General features: G+C 62.0%; 21 protein-coding genes and 1 pseudogene. 15 read left to right on the top strand and 7 right to left on the bottom strand.

The window, feature by feature from the left end; all coding sequences use genetic code 11:
* Positions 1-55 precede the first annotated feature (55 nt).
* Positions 56-421 (top strand): annotated as a pseudogene (narH, locus tag B9G99_RS05925) (nitrate reductase subunit beta); the annotation flags it as partial.
* Between the two features lie 76 nt (positions 422-497).
* Positions 498-1766: an MFS transporter gene (locus B9G99_RS05920; protein WP_174678758.1), complete on the top strand. Its 1269-nt coding sequence runs from the start codon at positions 498-500 to the stop codon at positions 1764-1766.
* A gap of 20 nt (positions 1767-1786) precedes the next feature.
* Here the strand turns inward: B9G99_RS05920 and B9G99_RS05915 are convergent, their stop codons facing one another.
* On the bottom strand, positions 1787-2332 hold the full coding sequence (locus B9G99_RS05915) for a GNAT family N-acetyltransferase (RefSeq protein WP_086621182.1): 546 nt from the start codon (positions 2330-2332) through the stop codon (positions 1787-1789).
* 36 nt (positions 2333-2368) lie between these two features.
* Positions 2369-2968, bottom strand: coding sequence for a LysE family translocator (locus B9G99_RS05910; RefSeq protein ID WP_418268965.1), 600 nt, complete (start codon positions 2966-2968; stop codon positions 2369-2371).
* A gap of 113 nt (positions 2969-3081) precedes the next feature.
* Between B9G99_RS05910 and B9G99_RS05905 the strand changes: the two genes are divergently transcribed.
* From B9G99_RS05905 to B9G99_RS05875, 7 genes are all read left to right on the top strand, one after another.
* The gene (locus tag B9G99_RS05905) at positions 3082-4473 is read left to right on the top strand and encodes an aminotransferase-like domain-containing protein (RefSeq protein ID WP_086621178.1); all 1392 of its coding nucleotides are present in this window, start codon (positions 3082-3084) and stop codon (positions 4471-4473) included.
* Positions 4474-4599: 126 nt separating this feature from the next.
* Positions 4600-5334, top strand: a complete 735-nt coding sequence (locus tag B9G99_RS05900; RefSeq protein ID WP_086621176.1) for a glutathione S-transferase — start codon at positions 4600-4602, stop codon at positions 5332-5334.
* 71 nt (positions 5335-5405) lie between these two features.
* Entirely contained in the window at positions 5406-6062 is a 657-nt protein-coding gene (gene grxB, locus B9G99_RS05895) for a glutaredoxin 2 (RefSeq protein WP_086621175.1), read from the top strand.
* A 74-nt stretch (positions 6063-6136) separates the two neighbouring features.
* On the top strand, positions 6137-6769 hold the full coding sequence (gene gmk, locus B9G99_RS05890) for a guanylate kinase (protein ID WP_086623314.1): 633 nt from the start codon (positions 6137-6139) through the stop codon (positions 6767-6769).
* Between the two features lie 91 nt (positions 6770-6860).
* Entirely contained in the window at positions 6861-7112 is a 252-nt protein-coding gene (gene rpoZ, locus B9G99_RS05885) for a DNA-directed RNA polymerase subunit omega (protein ID WP_086621173.1), read from the top strand.
* A 26-nt stretch (positions 7113-7138) separates the two neighbouring features.
* The gene (locus tag B9G99_RS05880; protein ID WP_086621172.1) at positions 7139-9262 is read left to right on the top strand and encodes a RelA/SpoT family protein; all 2124 of its coding nucleotides are present in this window, start codon (positions 7139-7141) and stop codon (positions 9260-9262) included.
* A 57-nt stretch (positions 9263-9319) separates the two neighbouring features.
* Complete coding sequence (locus B9G99_RS05875; protein ID WP_086621169.1) at positions 9320-9709, top strand: RidA family protein; 390 nt, start codon at positions 9320-9322, stop codon at positions 9707-9709.
* A 115-nt stretch (positions 9710-9824) separates the two neighbouring features.
* On the opposite strand, the gene B9G99_RS05870 is transcribed toward B9G99_RS05875, so the two are convergent.
* Positions 9825-10700 carry an SDR family oxidoreductase gene (locus tag B9G99_RS05870; RefSeq protein WP_086621168.1) on the bottom strand — a complete coding sequence of 292 codons (876 nt, stop codon included), beginning with the start codon at positions 10698-10700 and terminating at the stop codon, positions 9825-9827.
* A gap of 111 nt (positions 10701-10811) precedes the next feature.
* Here B9G99_RS05870 and B9G99_RS05865 point away from each other — a divergent pair, with 111 nt between their 5' ends.
* The 3 genes from B9G99_RS05865 to B9G99_RS05855 all read left to right on the top strand — a co-directional run bounded on the left by B9G99_RS05865 (position 10812) and on the right by B9G99_RS05855 (position 14788).
* Positions 10812-11729, top strand: a complete 918-nt coding sequence (locus tag B9G99_RS05865) for a hydrogen peroxide-inducible genes activator (RefSeq protein ID WP_086621166.1) — start codon at positions 10812-10814, stop codon at positions 11727-11729.
* Positions 11726-13834 carry an ATP-dependent DNA helicase RecG gene (recG, locus tag B9G99_RS05860; protein ID WP_086621165.1) on the top strand — a complete coding sequence of 703 codons (2109 nt, stop codon included), beginning with the start codon at positions 11726-11728 and terminating at the stop codon, positions 13832-13834. The genes B9G99_RS05865 and recG overlap by 4 nt, the downstream gene beginning before the upstream one ends.
* 105 nt (positions 13835-13939) lie before the next feature.
* Positions 13940-14788: an oxygenase MpaB family protein gene (locus B9G99_RS05855; protein WP_086621163.1), complete on the top strand. Its 849-nt coding sequence runs from the start codon at positions 13940-13942 to the stop codon at positions 14786-14788.
* Between the two features lie 21 nt (positions 14789-14809).
* Here the strand turns inward: B9G99_RS05855 and B9G99_RS05850 are convergent, their stop codons facing one another.
* The 3 genes from B9G99_RS05850 to B9G99_RS05840 form a co-directional block, all read right to left on the bottom strand.
* Entirely contained in the window at positions 14810-15430 is a 621-nt protein-coding gene (locus tag B9G99_RS05850; protein WP_086621161.1) for a LysE family translocator, read from the bottom strand.
* A gap of 16 nt (positions 15431-15446) precedes the next feature.
* A complete protein-coding gene (locus tag B9G99_RS05845; RefSeq protein ID WP_086621160.1) occupies positions 15447-16280 on the bottom strand; it encodes an AraC family transcriptional regulator in 834 nt (277 codons plus the stop codon).
* Between the two features lie 101 nt (positions 16281-16381).
* On the bottom strand, positions 16382-17281 hold the full coding sequence (locus B9G99_RS05840) for a LysR family transcriptional regulator (RefSeq protein WP_086621159.1): 900 nt from the start codon (positions 17279-17281) through the stop codon (positions 16382-16384).
* A gap of 156 nt (positions 17282-17437) precedes the next feature.
* Here B9G99_RS05840 and trpB point away from each other — a divergent pair, with 156 nt between their 5' ends.
* Positions 17438-18766, top strand: coding sequence for a tryptophan synthase subunit beta (gene trpB / locus B9G99_RS05835; RefSeq protein ID WP_086621158.1), 1329 nt, complete (start codon positions 17438-17440; stop codon positions 18764-18766).
* Positions 18766-19587 carry a tryptophan synthase subunit alpha gene (gene trpA / locus B9G99_RS05830; RefSeq protein WP_174678757.1) on the top strand — a complete coding sequence of 274 codons (822 nt, stop codon included), beginning with the start codon at positions 18766-18768 and terminating at the stop codon, positions 19585-19587. The genes trpB and trpA overlap by 1 nt, the downstream gene beginning before the upstream one ends.
* Before the next feature lie 63 nt (positions 19588-19650).
* Here trpA and B9G99_RS05825 read toward each other — a convergent pair whose 3' ends face one another.
* Entirely contained in the window at positions 19651-19974 is a 324-nt protein-coding gene (locus B9G99_RS05825; protein WP_158521534.1) for an HU family DNA-binding protein, read from the bottom strand.
* Between the two features lie 224 nt (positions 19975-20198).
* Here B9G99_RS05825 and B9G99_RS05820 point away from each other — a divergent pair, with 224 nt between their 5' ends.
* The gene (locus B9G99_RS05820; protein WP_086621155.1) at positions 20199-20786 is read left to right on the top strand and encodes a chorismate--pyruvate lyase family protein; all 588 of its coding nucleotides are present in this window, start codon (positions 20199-20201) and stop codon (positions 20784-20786) included.
* The last annotated feature ends 30 nt before the right edge of the window (positions 20787-20816 follow it).

The following is a 20816-nucleotide window of genomic DNA, read 5'->3' as shown; positions in this document are numbered from 1 at the left end:
GCGCATCCTGCCGGTGGCGGGCAGTCCATACGCGATCGTCGTGGAGGCCGTGATGATGAGCATTCGCTCACCAGTGGGCGTTATGCTCAACCTCGATCAATGTATTGGGTGTCATACCTGTTCCATGACCTGCAAGAACGTCTGGACCAGTCGTGAGGGCATGGAGTACGCCTGGTTCAATAGCGTCGAGACCAGGCCCACCATCGGGTACCCAAAAAAGTGGGAGAACCAGAACAAGTGGAAGGGCGGCTGGCTGCGCCATCAGGATGTCGCGATCGAGCCCCGTATCGGCAGGCGTTTTCGCGTGCTGGCCAGGCTCTTTGCCAACCCGGATCTGCCGGAAATCGATGACTACCAAGAGCCGTTTGATTTCGACTACCAGCACCTGCACTGCGCGGGTGAGGGCAGGCATCAGCCGGTGGGCGGCATCGGCATTTTGCGAGTGCACGAGGTATGCTTTAAGGCCATCCCGCTCATTGATGCCATTGCAGGACGCCATGCCCGCCGCTTTCGATACGCCCGTTTACCGCCAGCCCGGTTTCATTCCCTTTCTTGTGGCCCGCCTGGGGGCCGTGTTTGCCATGCAGATTCAGGCCATCGTGGTGGCCTGGCAGGTCTATGACATCACGCGTGATCCGCTGACGCTGGGCTATGTGGGGCTGGCGCAGTTTCTGCCCATGGTGGTGCTGCTGTTGCCGGCAGGGGACGTGGTCGACCGTTTTGATCGCAAGCGCATCCTGCAGCTGAGTTGGGCAGTGCAGGGGCTTTGCAGCGCGCTGTTGATTGCGCTGTCTCTAAAATCTCCTGGCAGTGCCACGCCCTTTTACGCCGTGCTGATGCTTTTTGGCGCGGCACGCGCCTTTACCGGCCCCACGCTTCAAAGCCTTCTGCCGCAGATCGTGCCCCGTGAACAGCTGGGCAAGGCAATCGCGCTCAACTCCTCGATCATGAAGATCGGCGTGATTGCAGGCCCCATGCTGGGCGGTCTCCTGTATGCCCTGGGTCCCACCCTGACCTATAGCGTGGTGCTTTCATGTTTCGTACTGGCCCAGCTCACCCTGGCCGGCGTGCCGGTACTTTATGCCTTCGAGCGCCAGGCCACCGACGATACCGCCTGGCAGCGCTTTACCGCCGGCATTGACTACATTCGAAGCCGACCGGTGATTCTGGGCGTGATTTCACTGGATCTGTTTGCCGTACTGTTCGGCGGTATCGTGGCGCTGTTGCCGGTCTATGCCCACGAGATCCTGCATGTCGGCCCCGAAGGCCTGGGGGCGCTTAGAAGTGCGGTAGCAGTGGGGGCCTTTTTGATGGGCCTTTATCTGGGGGTGCGGGCCATCAAGCGACATGCCGGCCTGGTGATGTTTGCTGCGGTGGCCGTCTTTGGTCTCGCCAATCTGGTGTTTGCGCTTTCACACTGGTTCTGGCTCTCTTTCGGCGCTCTGCTGGTGGCCGGGGCGGCCGACATGATCAGTGTTTATGTGCGCCTGACGCTTTTGCAGCTGGCCACGCCGGATGAGATGCGTGGTCGGGTCAATGCCGTCAACATGCTCTTTATTGGCGCTTCCAACGAACTCGGAGAGTTCGAGTCCGGCGTGACCGCGTCCTGGTTCGGCACGGTGCCCGCGGCCGTGATCGGCTCGATGGGCACGCTGGCCATTGTTGGCCTCTGGATGTGGGCCTTCCCGGTGCTGCGGCGCACCGACCGGCTGGAAGAGACGCAGGAAGAGGCCGTACGCCCGGGGTCACAAAAAAGCGCAGGGTAAACCCTGCGCTTATCCTTTCCCTATTCCGGCAGCGTTGTGTCGCCTTCGTTGAGCGCGCGCTGCATGATGACCGCATCGACCCAGCGGCCGAACTTGAAGCCGCAGGCCTTGATGACGCCCTGATGGGTAAAGCCAAAGCGCTTGTGAAGCGCGATCGAGCCGGCATTATCGCTGTCACCGACCAAGGCGATCATCTGTCGCCACGGCCCCTGTTCACAGCGGGCGAGCAGTTCCGAGAGCAACGCACTGCCCACACCGCGGCCGTGGGCATCGTGGCTCACATATACCGAGTCCTCCAGACAGAAGCGGTAGGCGCTGCGCGGATGGAAAAAGCCGGCGTAGGCGTAACCCACCACGGTCTCATCAATCACGGCGACCAGATACGGCAGACCTGCCTCGCGCGTGCCTGCGCAGCGTCTTGTCATCTCTTCAAGCGTGGGAGGTACTTCCTCGAAGGAGCCCAGCCCGTGGCGGACGTGGTGGCTGTAAATGGCATGGATGGCCGCAAGATCCTGATCCATCACCTCACGTACGCTCACACCGGTGTTTCCGGGCCTGTCACTCATGCCGCTACTGCCCCTGCTGATGGTTGAAGATGAGCCCTACTTTACAATGAACATCACGCAGGCGGCAGTCATCAGCCCCATGGTGACGTTAAAGAGGCGCCACGCCCGCGGGGTGGTCAGAAAACGCGCAATGACCATCCCGAAGCCCGCCCACAGCGAAATGCAGGGCAGGGCGACGGCTTCCATGAACAGGGCAAGTCCAAAGGCGTTGAGCCAGACCGGGCCCTCGGCGGGCAGAAAGCTGGCCATCAGCGTCAGCCCCATCACCCAGACCTTGGGATTGACGAACTGGAACGTGGCCGCCTGCCACAGTGTCAGGGGGCGGGCATCACTTGTAACATCAAACTGCGGCGGCGGCGCCGAGGCGATACGCCAGGCCAGATAGAGCAGATAGATCGCGCCCACGATCTGCAGCCCCTGCTGGATGATCGGATAACGCTGAAACAGCGTGCCCAGCCCCAGTGCGATCAGCGTGAACAGCGTCAGGCCGCCGAGCAGAATGCCGACAATATGAGGCAGGGTGCGGCGAAAGCCGTACATGGCGCCGGAGGCCGTCAGCATGACGTTGTTGGGGCCGGGCGTACCGGTCATGGTGATGGCAAACAGGGTCACGGAGACCCACCAGCTGATGGACATCATGACGGCCTCGCTGTCATTGTATGAATACAATTATGGAAGTGTTACCCGCTTATGGGTGACAATTTGAGCATACGTTTTCCAATGTCACCGTCAATGGATTTATTGTCACCATGACAATATGGATACCCGAGCTTTCAGAGAACGGCCCGCGCTATCGCGCTCTGGCACAGGCCATCGAGCGTGCGATCGACAATGGCGAGCTCGCCCCCGGCGACAAGCTGCCGCCCCAGCGCCGGCTGGCCGATGCGCTCGGGGTCACGGTGGGTACCGTGACCCGTGCCTATGCGCTGGTAGAGCAGAGCGGGCGGGTCAGCGCCCAGGTGGGCAGCGGTACCTATGTCCACCGCCAGGAGCCGGGGTCGGCCTTTGCCGATGTGATGGGCACCTCACACGACGGGCTGGTGGATCTGGGCATGTCGCTGCCACCGCCCCACCCCGAGCGTCAGGCCACGCTGGGACGCCTCATGAGCGAGATCAGTACAGATCCCGCCGCACTCGAGCAGGCCATCCATTACCCGCTGGATGACACCATGGCGACCCATCGCCAGCGCTACGCCGACTGGCTGGGCCATCAGGGCCTGGCAGTTGACCCGGAAGAACTGCTGATCACCCAGGGCGGCATGAACGGCATCGCGCTGGCGCTGTCGGCGCTGCTCTCTCCCAATGACCGTCTGGCGGCCGAGGCGCTGAGTTATCCAGGGGTGATCAGCGCTGCGCGTCAGCAGTCGCTGAAGATGGTGGCCATCCCCTTCGATGACGAGGGCATCGATGTGGCCGCACTGGCCGCGCGCCGTGAGCGTACGCCTTTCAGAGCGCTCTATCTCATGCCCGAGCATCACAACCCCACCACGGTGCAGCTGTCTGAAAAGCGTCGCGAGGCGCTGGTGGCACTGGCCCGCGAGCGTGATTTCTGGCTGATCGAGGATGGCGTGATGCATCTGCCCAATGATGCGCGCGGCACGCCGCTGTATCAGCTGGCCCCGGAGCGCACGATCCTTTTGTTTTCAGTGGCCAAGATTCTGGGTGGCGGCCTGCGCTCAGGCATCATGCGCGCACCGAAGGGCGTGCTGGAGCCACTGCGCATCAGCCTGCGCAATCAGTGCTGGGCACCACCGGTGCTGATGGCCGAGATTGCCGGGCGCTGGCTGACCAGCAATGATGCCGACCGGCTGCTGTCGTGGCAGTTCGAGGAGCTTGAGGCACGCCAGGCCATGGTGCGTGAGGCATTGGGCGATTTTGATATCACCATGCGCCGCGGTGGTTTCTATGCCTGGCTGGTCCTGCCCGGTGAACATCGCGCCGCCCGGCTGGTCGAGACGCTGGAGAAGGAAGGCGTCCGGGTCGCACCGGCAGAGGCCTTTTGTGTCGGCAGCACTGCTGCACCGCAGGCCATTCGGATCTGTCTGAGTGCCGCGCCGGACCGTGGCGCTCTGGCGCAGGCACTGAGCGTCATCGTGGACGCCCTGTCCCAGAACGCCCCGCCGCGCTGGCAGACGGTCTGATCCGAATCAGAAAAGCCTCGGGCCGCCACTATGCCGTTTGCAGCCCGGGGACAAAGAGGTCTTCATTCCGGTCACCTTCAACTGCCAATATAAGACGAACCACCACGTCGGTACGGAGAGAACAGCATGCGTTACGAGCTCTATTACTGGCCGGACATCCCCGGTCGGGGCGAATTCATTCGTCTGGCACTGGAAGCCGGTGGGGCCGACTATATCGATGTGGGCAACAGCACCGAACCCGGTTACGGGGTCGAGGCCGTCACGGCATGGCTGGATGGCAGCATGACCGACTACCCCCCGCTGGCCCCGCCCTTTTTAAAGGCCGGCAAGGAGGTGATCTCCCACGTCGCCAATATCCTTTTATACCTGGGCCCGCGTCTCAAGCTGGTCAGCGATGACAAGGTCTATCAGTTCTGGGCCCATAGCCTGCAGCTGACCATCACCGATTTTGTCGCCGAGGCGCACGATGTCCACCACCCCATGGGACCGGAGCTTTACTTCGAGGATCAGGAGGCAGAGGCCATCCGCCGGGCGGACAACTTTATCGCCAACCGTTTGCCGAAGTTTTTTCACTACTTCGAGCGCATCATCGATAAAAACCCCGACAGCCCGGTGTATCTGGTCGGCAAGCGCCTTTCCTACGTGGATCTGTCGCTCTTTCACATGGTGCAGGGCCTGCGTTACGCCTTTCCCAACGCCATGGCCGCACTGGAAACCGATATCCCGAAGGTCATCGCCCTGCACGATCACGTGCTGGAGCTGCCCCTGATCAGCGAGTACCTTGCCTCCGAGCGACGCCTGCCGTTTTCCGAGCAGGGGCTTTTCCGTTGCTACCCGCAGCTCGACCGCCCAAAGAATTAATACTTTATTGGCGCAAGACTTATTCCTCACCCAGACTGGGTAAACAACAGGGAACGTTGGAGAGGACGAAGATGGACCTTTATATCTACGATCACTGCCCGTTTTGCGTGAAGGCCCGCATGATTTTCGGCCTGCGCGATGTCCCGGTCAGGCTGCAGACGCTGCTCAACGACGACGCCGAGACCCCTGTGCGTCTGGTCGGTGAGAAGAAGGTGCCGATTCTCGAGTTCGAGGATGGCTATACCCTGGCCGAGAGCATGGCGATCGTGAAGTGCATTGATAGCGAAGACGAAGGCGTGAAGGTGATGGACGGCCCGCGCAATCCAGAGATCACTCGCTGGATCAGTGCCGCCTCCGAGACCGTAGCAAAACTTTTCATTCCCCGTGTGCCCAGAGCGCCACTGGGAGAATTTGCAACGCCCGAGGCCGCCGAGCATTTCACACACGACAAGCAAGCCATGTTTGACGATTTCGAAACACTGCTGGATCAGACGCCCGAACTTCTGGTGGACACCCAGCGCTGGCTCAACGAGCTGGACGCTTTGATTCAGTCGCCGGAGGCGGTCAACGGCGTGCTGTCGCTGGATGACATCGAACTCTTCCCGGTGCTGCGTCAGCTCTCGCTGGTCGAAGGGGTAAAGTACCCTGAAAACGTTGAAGCCTATCGCCAATCGATGTCACAGCTTGCCGACGTGCCGCTGCACGATGAGCTGGCCATCGCCGCCTGAGCAAACCCCTCACCGAAATCTGCAGGGCTGTGCCATAATGGTGCGCCTTGCAGCCATTCATTCGGACCGTTTTCATGTCTCAGGGCACGCTCTACATCGTTTCTGCCCCCTCGGGCGCCGGCAAGACCAGTCTGGTGCGCGAGCTCATCGCCGCGACCAGCCAGCTGGGTGTCTCGGTCTCCCACACGACCCGCCAGAGGCGCGCCGGCGAAACCGATGGCATCAACTATCACTTCGTGGACGAGCCCACCTTCGAGGCGATGATCCAGCGCAATGAATTCTTTGAACATGCCTGGGTCTTTGATCGCCACTACGGCACCTCGCGCCTTGAAGTGGAAAAACGCCTGACCCTTGGTGAGGACGTGATTCTCGAAATCGACTGGCAGGGCGCACGTCAGGTACGCGCCCAGATGCCGCAGGCGGTCTCGATCTTCATTCTGCCACCCTCGCGCGAGGCGCTGCGCGAGCGGCTGTCCAACCGCGGGCAGGATGATGCGGCCACCATCGATCGCCGCATGCGTGACGCCGTCAGCGAGATGTCGCATTTTGATGAGTATGACTATCTGATCATCAATGATGATTTCGCCACCGCCGTGAACGAACTCAGAGGACTGATCAGTGCCGAACGTCTTCGAATGGCTCGGGTACAGGCCGCAAACCAGAGCCTGATCGGCGAGCTCTTGTCAGAAGTGGAAGGGCTCCGGTAGACTCGGTTCCCCCTTCCGAACACGATTTACGCCGGGCAGATGACACGCCGGGCGCCTTCATTCAGATCACACGCATTCAGGAGCCAGCATCATGGCACGAGTAACGGTTGAAGATTGTCTCCAATACATGGATAACCGCTTTCAGCTGGTCATGGTCGCAACGCACCGCGCCCGTCAGCTGGCTCGCGGCTCGCGCAATGCCGAACTCCCCTGGGAAAATGACAAGGCCACCGTCATGGCCCTGCGCGAAATCGCCGCGCAAAAGGTCGACCGTACGGTACTCAACGAGCCGCTGGAAGCCATGGTGCCCCAGCGTCCGCGCTACGAGCCCGAGAGCGAATAAGCCCATTGCCCATACGCTGATCTGCCATGTTCACGATCGATGATCTCTCCGACCGCCTTGACGGCTATCTGACCGTCGATGAGATCGCGCAGGTCAGACGCGCCTTCTACTACGCCGAACAGGCCCACGACGGCCAGCATCGCCGCTCCGGCGAACCCTATGTCACCCACCCGCTGGCCGTGGCCAATATCCTGGCCAACATGCACATGGACTATCAAAGCCTGATGGCGGCGATGCTCCATGACGTGATCGAGGATACCGGGATTACCAAGGAGGCGCTGTCGCGCCAGTTCGGCGAGGAAGTGGCCGAGCTGGTCGACGGGGTGTCGAAGCTGACCCAGATCACCTTCGAGGACAAGGCCGTCGCCCAGGCGGAAAACTTCCAGAAGATGGTACTGGCGATGTCGCGCGATATCCGCGTCATCATCGTCAAGCTGGCCGATCGGCTGCACAACATGCGCACGCTGGGCGCCCTGCGCCCGGACAAGAAGCGCCGCATCGCCCGCGAAACGCTTGAAATCTATTCGCGCATTGCCGGACGCCTGGGCATCAATACCATTCGGGTGGAGCTGGAGGATCTCTCCTTTCAGGCGATTCACCCGATGCGCGCCGAGCGCATTCAGCGCGCGGTGGTCAAGGCGCGCGGCAACCGCCGCTCGATGGTTCGCCACGTTCAGAGCACCCTGCAGAGCACACTGGATGGCGACGACCTGCCCGGCACGGTGATGGGCCGCCAGAAGCATCTGCTGTCGATCTATCGCAAGATGCGCGATCAGCGAAAGCCCTTCAACGAGCTGATGGACGTGTTCGGCTTTCGCATCGTCACCGACCGGGTCGATACCTGCTATCGCATCCTGGGCGCGGTGCACAATCTCTACAAGCCGGTGCCGGGGCGCTTCAAGGACTATATCGCCATCCCCAAGGCCAACGGCTATCAGAGCCTGCACACCACGCTCTTTGGCCCCAACGGCATTCCCATCGAGGTGCAGATTCGCACCCGCGAGATGGAGGCGATGGCCAACAACGGCATTGCCGCCCACTGGCTCTACAAGGCCGGCCAGACCGACCGACCGATTGCCATGGGCAGTCACGCCCGCGCCCGCGAATGGGTGCGCGGCCTGCTGGAAATGCAGCGTCACGCCGGTAACTCGCTGGAGTTCATCGAACACGTCAAGAATGACCTGTTCCCCGACGATGCCTACGTGTTCACCCCCAAGGGCGACATCATGGAGCTGCCGCGCGGGGCCACCGCGATCGATTTTGCCTACGCCGTGCATACCGACATCGGCAACAGCTGCATCGCCTGTCGCATCGACCGGCATCTGGCGCCGCTCTCCTCAAGGCTTGAAAGCGGTCAGACCGTCGAGATCATTACCGCGCCGGGCGCTCAGCCCAACCTGGCGTGGCTGTCGTTCACGATCACGGCCAAGGCCCGTTCGGCGGTGCGCCACGCCCTCAAGCATCAGCAGCGCAATGACTCGGTGGCCCTGGGCCGACGCCTGCTCAATCAGGCACTCACCTCGTTTGATCTGACGCTTGAAACGCTGTCACAGACTCACATCGATGCACTGCTCAAGGCATTGACGCTGAATTCGCTCGATGATCTGCTCGAGGAGATCGGGCTGGGCAGTCGTGTGGCCTGGAGTGTGGCGCGGCGTCTGGCCGACAGCGAGCCGCAGGAAATTCAGGCCCACAGTGATGATCAGGGCGCCATGGCCATCAGCGGCGCCCGCAACATGGTGATCAGCTTTGCCCGCTGCTGCTATCCGCTGCCGGGCGATACCATCGTGGGCAATCTCAGTGCCGGACGAGGCATTGTGGTACACCGCAGCGAATGCGGAAATCTGGAAGACTGTCACGAAGACCCGGAGAAGTGTTTCCCGCTGCAGTGGTCCGACACCGTAGAGGACGACTTCCCGGTGGGCCTGCGCCTTGAGATTGAAACGCGCCGCGGCCTGGTGGCAGAGCTTGCCAGCCTGATCAACGACGCCGAAGCCAATATCGAACGCATCAATATCGAAGAGCGTGATGAGCGTCTGTCGATCGTCAACCTGACGCTGGCCGTGCGTAACCGCGTACATCTGGCGCGAATCATCAAACGCATTCGCAATCTGGCCTATGTAGGTCGTGTCTCGCGTACCGGCAGCTGACGATTTTACGCATCATCGTTTTTCAAAAGAGCTGTCACAACAACGCAGGGAGTGTTCATGAGCAATCGTGCCGCCATCCATACCGACCAGGCGCCAAAAGCCATCGGCCCTTATTCACAGGCCATCAAGGCGGGCAATACCGTTTATCTGTCCGGCCAGATTCCGCTCGACCCGGTCAGCATGGAGATTGTCAGCGACGACATCGAACAGCAGGCGCATCAGGTGTTCAGGAACATGAAGGCCGTATGTGAAGAAGCGGCCGGAACGCTGGCCGACGTCGTCAAACTCAATCTCTATCTGACCGACCTGTCGCACTTTGCGCTGGTCAATGGCGTCATGGAGCAGTATTTCCAGCCGCCCTATCCGGCCCGCGCCGCCGTGGGCGTCAAGGAACTGCCCAAGGGCAGCCAGTTTGAGGCCGAAGGGGTCATGGTGCTGGGCGACTGACGTCCATCAACGCACCGAGCGAACCGTTCAGGGCGCTCGTGAAAGGGGGCGATGGCTGATGCCATCGCCCCCTTTTACATGATCCGCCGGTCAAACACGTACGTCACCAAAGGCGTCAGGCCTGCTCGCTGACCTTGATGCCGGCCGCCTTCAGCACCTGAGCATAGCCTTCACGGAAGGTCGGATACTTGAACTTGTAGCCCGCCTCGACCAGACGCCGACTGTCACAGCGCTTGCTGGCGCGCCGGCGCAGCGGTGACTGAATGGTGCTGCTGGGCTCGACGTTAAGACGCCCCGCCAGCCACATCATCACGTCATGTAAGGGCGTGGACTCGGTGTCGCTGCCCAGGTAGACCGATTCGAGCGGTTCACCGTTAACGGCGCGCTCGATCAGAAAGTCCAGCACGCCGGCGCAGTCATCGCGATGAATGCGGTTGGAGTACATCGGCGGGCTCTTGGGGGCGATACGTCCTTCCTGTACCTGACCGATCAGCCGCTCGCGACCGGGCCCATAGATGCCCGAAAAGCGTACGGCCGTACCCGGCAGCGGGCTTGAGGCCAGACGCTGCTCGGCCTCGATCAGAAGGCGTCCGGAGAAGCTTTTGGGGTCGAGTTCGCTGTCTTCATCGACCGTCTCGCCATCCTGCTGGCCATACACCGAGGTGGAGGAGACGAAAAACACATGCTGCGGTGCGTGCTCGCGCCCTTCATAATGGTTCAACGTCCGATTCAGGCCATCAACGTAGGCGGCCTGATAGGCACTCTCTTCAAAGCGGTCAGCGCTGAGCGCATAGACTACAATGTCGGCATCAGGCAGCGCCTCAAGCGCGGATTCATCGTTGATATCCATCGACAATGGGTCAATGCCATAGGACTGGAGACCTGCCGCATGACGACGTACGCCAACCACGCTGTATCCCTGCGCGAGCTTGCGCTCTCCCAGTGCGGTACCCACATCACCGCATCCAAGGATGAGAATTGTTTTATTCACCCGCTAAGCTCCTTGCTTGATAGGGCCGATAAGGTTTGACTATAAGGCCCTGAGTTGAACGGTCGCTTCATGCGACAACTTCCTGTTCCACGTGCTGGCTCGGTCTGCTACATGACTCTAACAGAACTTCGTTACATCGTAACCTTGGCCCAGGAGCGTCATTTCGGACGCGCCGCCGAGCGTTGCTTCGTCTCACAGCCGACCCTGTCGGTGGCGGTCAAGAAACTGGAGGAAGAACTGGGTGTGGCGCTGTTTGAACGCAGCAAGTCCACCGTCCAGGTCACCCCATTGGGCGAAAAAATCGTCGAGCAGGCCAGTCGCGTGCTCGAGCAGGCCAGCGCCATCAAGGAGCTGGCCAACGAAGGCAAGGACCAGCTTTCAAGCCCGCTGCGGGTCGGCGCCATCCATACCATCGGGCCCTATCTCTTTCCGCATCTGATCCCCACACTCTCCGAGGAAGCGCCGCAGATGCCGCTTTACATCGAAGAGAATCTGACCGGCGAACTGCGGCGCAAGCTGCGCTCCGGAGAGCTGGACGTGATCATCGTGGCGCTGCCCTTTGCCGAGCCCGACGTGCTGACCAAATCGCTCTATGACGAGCCCTTTGAGGTGCTGCTGCCGGCCGGTCACGCCTGGCTCTCCCGCAAGGAGATCGACCGGGACGTCCTGTACGACGAGAAAATGCTGATGCTGGGCGAGGGCCACTGCTTTCGCGATCAGGTGCTGGAAGCGTGCCCGACCATCAAGGATCACGTGCACCAGCCCGGCAATACCCTGATTGCCGAGGGCGGGTCGCTGGAAACCATTCGTCATATGGTGGCCTCCGGGCTTGGCATCACCGTGGTGCCTCAATCCGCCACCGGCAGCGTGCATTATGCCAGTGGTCTGCTGGAAACGCGTCCCTTCAAGGACCCGGCACCGTATCGGACCGTGGCATTGGCCTGGCGTGCCAGCTTCCCACGTCCCAAGGCGATCGATGCCATCACGCGTGCGATCAAGGCCTGCCACAGGGCCATACATCCGGAATGAGTGCCGCACCATCGCACGCCCCGGCCAGCGGCGCGACGGATCTCAACACGCTCAAGGGCGTGGGGCCGGCCATGCGCGAGCGCCTCGAGCGGCTCAATCTTCAGGTGGCCGAGGACCTGCTCTTTCATCTGCCGCTGCGCTATCAGGACCGCACCCGGGTCACCCCGATTGCAGCTCTCAAGGCTGGCAGCGAGGCCGTGGTGGAAGGCGAGGTGACCGCCAGCGATGTGATTCAGGGCCGCAAGCGCAGTCTGCTGGTTCGCCTGCGCGACGGTTCCGGCATCCTGTCGCTGCGCTTTTTTCATTTCTCCAAGGCCCAGGTCGGTCAGTTTGCCCGCGGCGCCAGAATTCGCCTGTTTGGCGAGGCGCGCTCGGGCAGTACCGGCCTTGAGATGTATCATCCCGAATACCGGCTTTTGAAGGATGAGACCGGGGAGGAGGTTGAAGAGACCCTCACGCCGATCTATCCGACCACGGAAGGCCTCGCCCAGCCGCGCCTGCGCGCCCTGATTCGTCAGGCCTTTGAGCATCTTGATCAGGGTAGCCTGACGCTCGAGGAGCTGATTCCCGAGGCCATTCGGACGCGCTTTCGTCTGCCTGCGTTACGTGAATCGCTGGATTATCTGCATTTTCCGCCGCCGGATGCGCCACTGGAGCAGCTGGCAGAAGGTCAACACCCTACCCAGCGGCGACTGGCGCTGGAGGAGCTGCTGGCGCATCAGCTGAGCCTGTATCGCATTCGCCTGCGCATTCAGGATGACGCCGCACCTGCACTGCCCGCCAGCAGCGGACTGGCGACCCGATTTCTGACACAGTTGCCGTTTTCGCTGACCGGCGCCCAGCGCCGGGTCCTGAGCGAGATCAGCGCCGATATCAGCCAGACCACCCCCATGCTACGGCTGGTGCAGGGCGACGTTGGCTCCGGCAAGACGGTGGTGGCCGCCATGGCCATGCTCCAGGCCGTCAGCGGCGGCCACCAGGCCGCACTCATGGCGCCGACCGAACTGCTGGCCGAGCAGCATTACAAAAGCCTCAAGCGCTGGTTCGAGCCGCTGGGCATCGAGGTGGCCTGGCTCTCCGGCAAACTCAAGGGCCGTGCCCGGCTGGACGCCAAGGCGCTGATCAGCGAAGGGCGCGCGCAGGTGGTGGCCGGTACCCATGCACTTTTTCAGGAAGACGTTCACTTTCACCGGCTGGGTCTGGCCGTCATCGATGAGCAGCATCGCTTCGGTGTGCATCAGCGCCTCGCCCTGCGCCAGAAGGGGGAAGTGAACGGTATTACTCCGCATCAGCTGATCATGACCGCCACGCCCATCCCTCGAACGCTGGCCATGAGTGCCTACGCCGATCTGGATGTCTCGGTGATCGACGAGCTGCCCCCCGGTCGCACGCCGGTCAGGACCGTGGCGGTGTCCGATGAGCGCCGCGGCGAGGTAACCGAGCGCATTCGCAATGCCTGTCTCGAAGGTCGCCAGGCCTACTGGGTCTGTACGCTGATCGAGGAGTCAGAAGCCCTGACCTGTCAGGCCGCCGAGGTCACCCGCGACACCCTGACCGAGGCGCTGCCGGAATTTCAGGTCGGGCTGGTGCACGGTCGCATGAAAGCCGCCGAGAAAGCCGAGGTAATGAATGCCTTTCGCGACGGCGAGCTGGACCTGCTGGTCGCCACCACGGTCATCGAGGTCGGCGTAGATGTCCCCAATGCCAGCCTGATGATCATCGAAAATCCCGAGCGTCTCGGGCTTGCCCAGCTGCACCAGCTTCGGGGCCGGGTCGGGCGCGGCAAGGTTGAAAGCTTCTGTGTGCTGCTTTATCACCCGCCGCTGTCGGACACCTCCCGCGAACGGCTGGCCGTGCTGCGTGAATCCAATGACGGCTTTCGCATTGCCGAGCGCGATCTGGAACTGCGCGGCCCCGGCGAGGTGCTCGGCACCCGTCAGACCGGGCTGGTCGGCATGAAGATTGCCGATCTCACCCGGGACCGTGACCTGCTCGACCCGGTGCGCCAGCTGACCCGCGCCATGCTCGATCAGGCCCCCGAGTCGATCGAGCCGCTGATTCGCCGCTGGCTCGGCGAGGCCGCCGGCCAGTATGGTCAGGTGTAGAGACACTGCCGGCGTCTTTTGATCGCAATCAACTGTCCTACACTAAAAGAGCATCGGGGCAACCCCGATGCTCCCTTCAACGCCCGGTATGCGAGCCCTGCGCCCATGACCACGACCTTCCTGCGTGATGCCATGATCGAGCGTCTGGGACAGACGCGCACCGATCAAAATCCCGGCCCCTTTCCCCGTGATGGTCTGGTCAGAAACCTGCACGGTGACTTCACGCCGATGATGTGTGGCGGCATCAGCGCGCTTTTGCTGCAGATGCTGCATCCGCTGGCGCTGGCGGGCATCTGGGATCATTCGCGCTTTCGCGAGGACATGATCGGGCGACTCAGGCGTACCAGCGACTTTATTGCCACCACCAGCTTTGGCACGTTCGAACAGGCCGAGACCGCGATTGCGCGTGTGCGGCATGTTCATGGATACGTGAAGGGCCACGCCGCCGACGGCCGCCCCTACGCCGCCGATGATCCCGATCTGCTGGTCTGGGTGCACGTCGCGGAGATGAGTCGCTTCATGGCCGGGCATTTGCGTTATCGCAACCCGCACCTGAGTCATGCCGACCAGGACCGCTATTTCTTCGAGACCGCCTGTATTGCCGAGGCACTCGGCGCGCGCCACGTGCCGGACAGTCGCGTAGCAGTGGCGGCCTATCTCGAACGCAAGCGCGGTGAGCTGGTCTGCGACGCGCGCACCCGCGAGGTGGTTCAAGTACTTCTGGCGGCGCCGCCGCGCAATCTTGTTTTGCGTCCGGCCGGGGCGCTGTTCATGCGGGCGGGAATTGATCTATTGCCCGACTGGGCCAATGACATGCTGGATCTAAGGCTGTCACGCATCGAGCGTCATGCCGTGCGTACCGGCATCAAAAGCGCAATGCCAATGATCAGCAAGGCGGTGCGAAGCGGTGCCTACCGCCGTGCACTGGAGCGGTTTCAGGGTAAGCAGGGATAAGTTTACCCCGTGGAGATCAACTCACGCCTGCTCAAGCGCTGATGCCAACGGCCTCCAGACATGCTCCCAGCCCATGGAAAGTGCCACCCCGACCAGCAGCGCCGCCATGACCAGATTGATGCCCTTGAGTACCCGGGCATTCTCCAGCCGCCGACCAAGAACCGCGCCGAGCAGGGCATAGCTGCTCGGGGCCCCCACGGCCAGTGCAGCAAGCCCAAACGACCAGACCACCAGTCCCACACCGTGAATGCCGGCGGCCGGAAACTGCAGGGTCGCGATCGGCAGCGTGGCCACCACGCCCTTGGGATTGCCCAGCTGCATGAGCAGCCCGTCGCGAAAGGTCATTGTGCGCGGTGCACCGCCAAGTGCGTTGGGGTCGATGCTGGAGTGCGCAATTTTAACGGCAAGATAAAGGATATAGCCGCAGCCCAGCGCCCCAAAAAGGGCCAGCACACCGGGTTCGATCCAGGCCGCGCCGGCGAGGCCGAACAGCAAAAACAGCAGCAGCATGGCCAGTCCCACGCCCAGGTAATAGCCGGTGGCGCGTCGGGCCTGACCATGCAGGCCCATGTTGAGGCCGAGCAGGTTCACGGGCCCGGGTGAATACATGATGCCCAGGGCATAAACGATGATCGCAAGCATGAGAGAAAATTCCGGATCAGTGGGCAAGGCTTTGCTGGTATTGAAAGGGCGTCACGCCGTGGATGCGCTTGAAGCGACGGTTGAAGTGGCTGTGATCGGCAAAGCCGTAGCGCAGGGCCACCTCGCCGGGCGTGACGCCCGACTCCAGCGCAGTGCGCGCGGCATCGATGCGACAGCTGATCACATACTGATGTGGTGTCATGCCAAACTGGGCCCGGAAAAGACGCAGAAAGTGATAGCGGGAGAGGTTCGCGGCGTCACTGATACGCTCAAGCGAGAGCTCCTGATCGAGATGGGCACGGATATAGTCACAGGCGCGCATCAATAGCCGATCGGGGCGGGTGGTGGCCGCCGAGACGCTCTGATAGCGTCCGGCGCGCTGCGTCATCCGGGTGGCGATTTGGCCGAGTAGATGCTCCTGGTCGATCCGGCTGCCGATGTCGCCCCGCACCAGACGCGTCAGCGCCAGGATGGCATCACGCAGCACCGGGTCCGTGATCAGCGTTTGCGGGCTTGAAAGCCTGCCGGCCTGTTCGTCGCCGGCGGCCGCGGCAAACAGCGGCGCCAGCGTATCGGGGGAAACATAGGTCATGACGTAATCCAGGCGGTGGTCGCCGCCGGACTCGCCATCGTGGGGCTGTTCGGGGTTGAAAAAGATCACGCTGCCCGGTGGGTTGCGATGATAGGCACCAGCACTGAAAAAATCCTGCCGGCCGGCCAGCGTCACGCCAAAGGCATATTCGGTGTGGGCATGCCGGTCGTAGCGAAAGTCACTGATCGAGGCGCTGAGCACCTTGAGCGTCGGCACATGCCGACTGCTGGAAAACTGAAACCTGAACGCGCGACTCATGGTGGCTCTCCCGGAACGTCGGTTCCAAAGCATCAGTTTTGAAGCTTAAAGGGACTTGCCATTGGCAGGCTTGAACATTATTGCTCAATAACGCCGGAGGCTCAGGCCGGTGTTGTCAGCTCATCACGCAGCCATGTTGCCAACTGATCGCCACCCTGGCGCGGCGTGCCACGTGCCAGCAATAGGCAGAGCCTGGCATCAGTATCGACAAATCCCCAGGGGGCCACCAGCCGACCGCTTTGCAGATCGCCCTCGATGACCAGTCGCGGCGCAATCGCTACGCCCAGACCCACCAGCGCCGCTTCCAGCAGATAGTAGAGGTGCTCAAAGCGCTGGCTGCTCTCGCGGGCCGCTGCCAGCGCCTGCTCATCAAGCCCGCAGGCTCTCGCCCACTGCGGCCAGGCCTGAAGACGTGAGGTGGTCTCCAGCATCGTCTCCTCGAACAGCGCCTCGAACGGTCGCCCGGTCAGCCGTGCGGCAATGTCGGGTGCGGCGACAACACCGATCGTTTCGGCGGTGATCTCGATGACCTGCATGTCGGACGGCCAGGGCGGGGCGATAAAGGCCAGCGCCGCGCTGATGTCACTGCGGCGTGGATCAGGGTCGCCCTCGCTGGCCAGTACGTTGAGTCTCAGCGCCGGCAGCTCCCGATGGAGCCGGTCCAGGCGCGGGATCAGCCAGCGCGCCAAAAGGCTGCCCGGACAGGCCAGCGTGAAGGGGGCATCCTCGATGTCACGGCTCAGGGCCCGACAGCTCGCTCGCAGCCCGGTGAAGGCCTCGCTGACCCCGGACTGCAGCTGGCGGCCATGGCGGGTCAACACCAGACCGCGACCGGCACGCTCGAAAAGGGCCGTATTCAGATGTGCTTCCAGCGCACGAATCTGACGGCTGACCGCGCCGTGTGTGACGCTCAGTTCCTGCGCCGCCGCCGTAACACTGCCCAGGCGTGCAGCGGCTTCAAAGGCTTTCAGAGCGTTAAGGGGAGGCAGTGAATCCGACATGGTGATGTGAGTTTTTCTCAACCATTGTGGCAAATTTATCGATGTTATACCGCGCCCGGAACTGTCACGATAGGGGCATCATCGATAATGCCATCGATACCCGTTTCATGAGCGCGTCTTTCATGACCCATCATCATGACGGACAGGGAGATCACCATGTCATCTGCTACTGCATCAAACACCCGCTTCTCGAAAGGGCCCGACATCAACGGCTTCTACGGCGATTTCGGCGGCCGTTTCGTGGCCGAAACCCTGATGCCACTGATTCTTGAACTCGAGGAAGCCTGGGAATGGTCACGTACCGATGAGGCCTTCCGCCGCGAGCTCGAGGGCTATCAGCGCGACTATATCGGTCGCGCCACACCGCTGTACTACGCCGAGCGCCTGACCGAGCATCTGGGCGGGGCGAAGATCTATTTCAAGCGCGAGGATCTGAACCACACCGGCGCGCACAAGATCAACAACTGCATCGGCCAGATCCTGCTGGCCCGCAAGATGGGCAAAAAGCGCATCATCGCCGAAACCGGTGCCGGCATGCACGGCGTGGCCACCGCCACCGTGGCGGCACGCTTTGGCATGGAGTGTGTGATCTACATGGGCGCCACCGACATCGAGCGCCAGCAGCCCAACGTCTTTCGCATGAAGCTTCTGGGCGCCGAGGTCATCCCGGTCGAATCCGGCACCGGTACGCTCAAGGACGCCATGAACGAAGCGCTGCGCGACTGGGTCACCAACGTGGATTCCACCTTCTACCTGATCGGCACGGTCGCAGGCCCGCACCCCTATCCGGCCATGGTGCGTGATTTCCAGTCCGTCATCGGGCGGGAAACCCGTGCGCAGATTCTCGAGAAGGAAGGGCGCCTGCCGGACACGCTGATGGCCTGCATCGGCGGTGGTTCCAATGCCATGGGCCTTTTCCATCCCATGCTTGATGATGAAAGCGTCCACATGATTGGCGTGGAAGCGGCCGGGCACGGCATCGAAACCGGTGAACATGCGGCAAGCCTCAACGGTGGCGAGCCGGGTGTGCTGCACGGCAATCGCACCTTCCTGCTGCAAAGCAGGGATGGCCAGATCACCGACGCCCACTCGGTCTCGGCAGGTCTGGACTATCCGGGCATCGGCCCCGAGCACGCCTGGCTGCATACCCAGAAGCGGGTCGAGTACGTCTCGATCACCGATCACGAGGCGATCGAGGCCTTCAAGCTCTGCTGTGAACTCGAAGGCATCATTCCGGCGCTGGAATCGGCGCATTCGCTGGCGCATCTCAGAAAGATCGCCCCGGACCTGCCCGAGGATCACCTGATCGTGCTCAACATGAGCGGGCGCGGTGACAAGGACATGGCCAGCGTTGCCAACTGGCTCGAGCAGCACGGCGATACCGAAAAGTTGCCGAACACCACGGTAGAGGCCGCCGAGCCCGGCCGAATCGATGACATGCAGCCGCCGCATGACGTGGCGAAAAAGACCGGGGAGACCGAATAATGGCCACACGTATTACTCGCCGCCTCGAGGCGCTCAAGGCTGAAGATCGTGCGGCGCTGGTCACCTTTACCATGGCCGGCGATCCGAACTATCAGGCCTCGCTCGACACGCTCAAGGGCCTGCCGGAGGCCGGCGCCGACATCATCGAGCTGGGCATGCCGTTCACCGACCCGATGGCCGATGGTCCATCAATCCAGAAGGCCGCCCTGCGCGCGTTGAAGGGTCAGCACACCCAGCACAAAACGCTCGAGATGGTGCGCGAGTTCCGCCGTGACAATCAGGAAACGCCGATCGTCTTGATGGGTTACTACAACCCCATCTATCGCTATGGCGTTGAACAGTTTCTGAAGGATGCGTCCGAGGCCGGCGTGGATGGACTGATTGTGGTCGACCTGCCGCCGGAACATGACAGCGAACTGTGTCTGCCGGCCACGCGTGCCGGCATTGATTTCATTCGTCTGGCCACGCCCACAACCGATGACAAGCGCCTGCCGCGGGTGCTGGAAAACACCTCGGGCTTTATCTATTACGTCTCGGTAGCCGGTGTCACCGGGGCTGCCGCGCCCACGCCGGAAAGCGTCGAGCGCTCGATCACCCGCATTCGCGCCCATACCGATCTGCCGATTGCCGTGGGCTTTGGCATCCGCAGCGCCGAGCAGGCGGCCAGCATCGGTCGTTTCGCCGATGCCGTGGTGGTCGGGTCTGCGCTGATCAGCTGCATCGAACATGCCGACAGCGTCGAGGCCGGCACCCGGGACGTGCACGCCCTGGTGCGTGACCTCGCGCGTGGGGTTCGACAGGCACGCCTGGCGACGGCCTGATAAAACAACACCGGCTGCCCTGGGGCAGCCGGTGATATCAACGCCGTAATCCCGTGACAGGAATTACTTGGAAACGGCGTCCTTGAGACCCTTGCCGGCCTTGAACGCAACGTTCTTGCTGGCAGGAATCTGGATTTCCTTGCCGGTCTGCGGGTTCTTGCCGGTACGTGCGGCGCGCTCGCGCACGGTGAAGGTACCAAACCCGATCAGGGTGACATCTTCGCCCCTGGCAACACTGCGGGTAATCTCGTCGAGTACGACGTTGAGTACCTGACCTGCCTTGTCCTTTGAAAGATCCGCCTGCTCGGCAATGGCCGCGGCGAGTTCTGGTTTGCGCATAACGCCTCCTGGTTGGGCAATAACATGGCGATTTTTGGTGCCGCCCATTGTTATATCGAATTCGCACACTGCAAGGGGGTGCGCGAAGGGTCGCTCACTGCCCTGCACCAGCGCCATGAAGCCGGCCTTGCAGGGCGAACACTGTTCGACGAGCCTAGACTAGCAACGCCGCCCTGCTTCACGCCAGCCAAAACTGCACAAAATGGCACTTTGTCGCGTATATCCGGCCTAATGGATGATATTTTTACCTCACGGGTACAAAAAGATACCCGATGACCCTCTTTTCGGATGTTGCCTTCATGCCCGAATCTTCCAGGCCTTTTACGTCGCTGACCCGCTGGCAACCGATTGCCCTGTCCGGTGTACACCTTGAAAACCCGCTCGCAGGCCTGATGAGGTCACGGGACTCGCTCACGGCCCGATTGGCACGTCTGGTCGATGCGCCCATTACGGTTCGACTGTACGCTCAGGGTCCCGGACGCGGACGTCATGACGAACTTTCCGCGCTGGGTCTGACTACCGGCCAGCGGGTCTGGCGGCGGGAGGTTACTCTGGAAGCCGGGGGCGAGGTGCTGGTGGCGGCGCGGTCGGTCATGGCGCTCAGGGGCTGCCCGCCCTGGATGGCCCGCCTGGGCACCCGGGCGCTTGGCCATCAGCTCTTTGCCAGAGCCGCACGGGCACCCAAAAAGTCCATGGTACGGCGCTCGGCCATCGAAATGACCCGGGATGCCCCGGGATTTCTGGATCTGCCGGTTGCGTGGGGACGGCGCTCACTGTTCACCCTGGGGCCTGATCGCCCGCCGCTGCTGGTGCAGGAGTATTTTGTGCATGAGCGCTTCACCCGGTGCCAGCGCCCATGACGCATGAATGACTCGACACCGGGTCATTTC

The sequence above is a fragment of the Kushneria konosiri genome (assembly GCF_002155145.1).
GTDB lineage: Bacteria > Pseudomonadota > Gammaproteobacteria > Pseudomonadales > Halomonadaceae > Kushneria > Kushneria konosiri.
This window is presented reverse-complemented; position numbering and strand designations above follow the sequence as displayed.